We start from the raw sequence: 4,134 nt of genomic DNA, 5'->3' as shown, positions 1-4,134 counted from the left end.
TGTTTTTGTCCTTTCTTTCGTAAATCTCGACGCAATCTAAAGTGTTTCATTTTTCTCGATGATCTTAAGATCTCACGCAGTTAGTTTGCTGTCATTCGAGCCAAGTTTTGAAGTAACGAGAGTTACTCTTTGGTTCAGCGAATGTGAGTTTAATTCGAATGATTGTTGTGACGCGGCAAATGACCGTTTGTGCGGTTTGAGCCAACTAGGCATTTTTATTTTTGGATAATGATAGATGCCTAGTTGCAGGTTGAACATGTGAAAAACGAGCATTTCAGAGGTGTTTCTGAGTGAGTTTAGAAGTTAGTTAGATTGCTATGTAAATCGCTCTCAAAGTGTCACAAACTTTCAAATGTTTTTTGGTGGGTAATGTGCCGGATTTCAGTCTGAAATCGTGCCTAGAGCGTTTGAGGGGCTTCTAAGTGGTGTTTTTGATAGTGAAGTTGCCTATTTAACATATGACCAATATTACGCACCTTTAAGAGTCGTTATGATGTCATCACGTTAATTGAGGTTAGGTGAACTGATGCCACACAATTTTTTGGATAGGAAGAAAAAACCGTTGAGTTCTTCTGGTGGAGGTTATAAGCCCCTCCATGAAGAAGAATCATTGAGAAAACCGCAAGCTCGAGAAGAAACAGTAAGAGAGCGAGCTGCCCGCCAACGTCGAGAGCGTCAAGCTGAATTGACGTATACCCAAGAAGATTACGCTCGTTGGGAAAAAAATCGTGTGCGTGCTACTGCAGAACGTAACGCGGCAGCGTTACAGGCCTACGATCTAACAGAGCCAGAATGGAACAAAGATCTACAAGACGATTTGAAAGAATACTTAGAAGGTAGACATACACAAGTTTGTATTTTCTCTGTTGATGATGCCGCAAAGTGTGCGATGAATATCTGGCATCAAAAAAATGAAGAAGGGGAAACGATTGGAAGTGAAACTCTGAAACTATTAGATGACATTCATTCAAAAATAGATATGGGCATAGGTATTATTACTGCGGCAAAAATATCAAAAGCTTTAGGTGGCTTTGGCATTACAGTTAAACAATATATTGATGCTCAGGGAATAGAACGAGTAATAATATCCAGTCTCTGGAATGACCCTAAGAAGTATTATGCTGTTGTTAATGGATTAAATATCAAAAAAAATTATCCATATAGGATTACAAACCCTACAATTAAGCAGTTGGGTGTTTTAGCTGAAGATACATTAAATGGATTTAAGAAAGGGGCTGTTTTAAGTTTAATTATATCGGCAACAATCAATACTAATGAATTGATGTTTAATGATGATTATCATTTAGTTGATTGGTGCGGTAGTATGGGAAGTGATTTGTTTAAGCTTTTAGCCACTGGTGCAGTTGTCGGTGGGATTATTTGCTTGACGGTCGCTCTTGGAGTTGCCATTCCTATGGTGGTTGGTGCGATGGTTTGGGTTGGTGTTGATGTAATTATTTCTAATATTTGGGATGAAAACAAGATAGAAGAAAACATAATAAATGGCTTAAAAGAGGCCACAAATGCCAAATAGAATTCTGATTTTTTTAGGAGTTCCTCTTGTATTAATAGGGATGCCTTTCTTATTATTTGATGCGATAAGCCCAATACTGGATGTTTATATATATCATCCAGAATCTATAGCGTTAACCTCCGTTTTTTCTATAGTTCCTTTTTTATCATGGTTTTGGTTTTTAAGTATAATAGGGTTTGTTTGTATTTGTTTTAATAAGCGACCTGAATTACCTAAAGAGTGGAGCAAATATTTAGGGACTTACATTCCTTGTTTTCTATTTGTCATGGGGGTTGTTTTTGGAACGATTGGAAAAGATGCAATAAAGAAACACCTTGTTGATAGTGGTTACTTTTTAATTACTACAGAAAAGATAAGAACATCATTTTATATATCTCTTGATAAAGATATATACCATAGGGCTGATTAAACAAAAATTTGAGAAGAGTATGCAACAAAGATCTTTGCATTGATCATTGAGATCTAACGATTTTAGGATTAATCTCTATCCCCAGATGTGAAAAAACCACTCTTGCCGGAGTGGTTTTTTCGGAATACTCACAAATGATGACCAAATCGTTGTGTAAGTCCTTCCATGATAGACCATATCAAGTAAGCACTTCAAGAGTATTTCTGCACTCTGTTTGGAATCAAGATGTTTTGGACAGAACGACGCGCATCACTCACCGACCAAGGGATGTTCCAAAGGTGAGAGGTAAAGGCACTAATCAGAACTAAGCACCAAGCTCGATAAATCCGCCCCTTGTAGCTGCTAGAGGGGACAAGCGGAAAAGGAATAACTGATTAGTGTTGTGTGACTGGAACGGGGGCGAAAGCTTTACACACAGCGCAGGGCAGCCCGAAAGGGTAAGAGACAAAACTCCACGGAAAGCGACCATAGATGATACCCAAATCACTCAAGTTTAGAGTTGAAATGGGTAGGGGTCGGCGCAGCCGAAAGGGCTGATCAGGGGAGTCTTGCGACAACATTCTTCACCGTTTAGGCTCTCTCGTTTCTTGTAAGGTCTTCACCTCTTCCAATGTGAAGATTCGGTAAAGGTTTGAACAGTAATACTCGAATGGGTGCTTCGATTCTTTGAACCTTATGTATTCAATTTTGTTGAAGTGGTTCTCTAACAGCTTTTTCATTTCGTTACTCTCAACGATGAAAAAGACTGCATGCCAGTACCCCTCTTTTTTTGCCTGTATGTGCTCTTTAAAAATGGTCCTGTAGCGTGATGGCGTTTGAATTGTTTGCATCAGTTCGAGTGCAATCTTTGCTCCCGAAGGACTTTTCACCAAACCATTCGGTTTGTGTGCTACCTGATATTTTTTGCGTGCGTCTTCATGTTTACCATTTTCCCAATCACACCATCCATTTTTTTGTAGCTGGAGCTGCACAAACTGTACTTTCATTTTATGTTCTGCATTCTTGGCCGTGACTCGGTACGGTACAAAACTCTTCTCTCTGCCATTACTTTTCTGTTGGTTTTGCGCAAGGCCTAAGTCGGTCACTCCCCACAATGCAAGCTTTCCTCTTGGCGTTTTTAGTTCGTACTTTTTGATGAGACCTAAGCCTTTTAGTTTTGCCAGTAAACGATCGAGAGGCTGTCTTTTCTGATAATTCAAAAGCACCATTAAGTTGGTGATTGTGGAGTACGTTTCTTGTATTAAAAACTGTATGACGCATTGCATGTTGTCTGCATTTCGTTGGTAACGTTCGGTCTTATCTTGGATCAGATATTGTGTGTTCATCGGCCTCTGCCATCGGTGTCTATCATCGGGGGAGTATAGTACCCGACCGCAGACACCGATGAAATCTAAACAATAAAAGGATGTTTCGCCAAAGGGCGAATATTGAAAAAGCGTGCTTTTCCAATGAATTAGAATGTAAATCTTCGGGGCTGGACGCCCCTACAATTCACTTTCTAATTTAAAGCAAAATCCGCCTCGCTCCGCGAGACCAAGCCCCTATAGAGCGTGAAAAATGTCGTCCTTTTTGAACAAGTTCAAAGAGCCTCGTTTTTGCATCGTCATACGGACTTGGTCTCGCCGGCTCAACGGATTTTGGGGCAAGCCCCCAAACCAAACCGCAGTTTAGGAACTGCTCGCCTTTTCGTTTGGGAACGGGCGTTTGGTTCGGCTCCCCCTGTCGATAAAAAGGTTCGGGAACTCACCTGTTTTCTCGATGCTACGTTGAACACTTCGCATTTTTTTCTGACTAGCAATTGAACCCCGCAAGGGGGCGCTTGGGCGATTGAGCCAGAAAAAAACATTGCTCACTAACTCACTTTGTTTCGTTGTTCGAGCTGTCGCCTCGCGCAGCTCGTTGCCGGTTCGTTTGTCTTGGTAAAAACGCTTCGCTTAGTTTCACCAGGACAAACAAACTAAGCAGTTATGTTGTAACTCAAGGTTCAGTTTTAATCCGTTGATAGGCGACTTTTGAGCGCTTCCTAATCCTAATGCGAGCAATATTATGGTCATGTAACGTTTTTTGAAGTTCATGCTTTTCGTCCTTTCTTTTCGTAAATCTCGACACAAGTTAGCGTGTTTCATTTTTCTCTATGATCTTAAGATCTCACGCTGTTAGTTTGCTGTCATTTGAGCCAAGTTTTGAAGTA

General features: G+C 40.5%; 3 protein-coding genes. 2 read left to right on the top strand and 1 reads right to left on the bottom strand.

Annotation, left to right across the window (positions count from 1 at the left end):
• The first annotated feature begins 526 nt into the window (after nucleotides 1-526).
• Nucleotides 527-1,534, top strand: coding sequence for a hypothetical protein (locus tag R7E42_RS23640; protein ID WP_025789264.1), 1,008 nt, complete (start codon nucleotides 527-529; stop codon nucleotides 1,532-1,534).
• Nucleotides 1,524-1,943, top strand: a complete 420-nt coding sequence (locus R7E42_RS23635; RefSeq protein WP_025818666.1) for a hypothetical protein — start codon at nucleotides 1,524-1,526, stop codon at nucleotides 1,941-1,943. Before R7E42_RS23640 ends, R7E42_RS23635 begins: the two co-directional genes overlap by 11 nt.
• 563 nt (nucleotides 1,944-2,506) lie before the next feature.
• Here R7E42_RS23635 and mobC read toward each other — a convergent pair.
• On the bottom strand, nucleotides 2,507-3,268 hold the full coding sequence (mobC, locus tag R7E42_RS23630; RefSeq protein WP_276446930.1) for a MobC family replication-relaxation protein: 762 nt from the start codon (nucleotides 3,266-3,268) through the stop codon (nucleotides 2,507-2,509).
• Between the last annotated feature and the right edge of the window lie 866 nt (nucleotides 3,269-4,134).

The sequence above is a fragment of the Vibrio sp. Vb1337 genome (assembly GCF_033338715.1).
Classification (GTDB): Bacteria; Pseudomonadota; Gammaproteobacteria; order Enterobacterales; family Vibrionaceae; genus Vibrio; species Vibrio alginolyticus.
This window is presented reverse-complemented; position numbering and strand designations above follow the sequence as displayed.

Coding starts and splice junctions, on each gene's coding strand:
- R7E42_RS23640 (WP_025789264.1), top strand. CDS start 527: ATGCCACACAATTTTTTGGATAGGAAGAAAAAACCGTTGAGTTCTTCT.
- R7E42_RS23635 (WP_025818666.1), top strand. CDS start 1,524: ATGCCAAATAGAATTCTGATTTTTTTAGGAGTTCCTCTTGTATTAATA.
- mobC (WP_276446930.1), bottom strand. CDS start 3,268: ATGAACACACAATATCTGATCCAAGATAAGACCGAACGTTACCAACGA.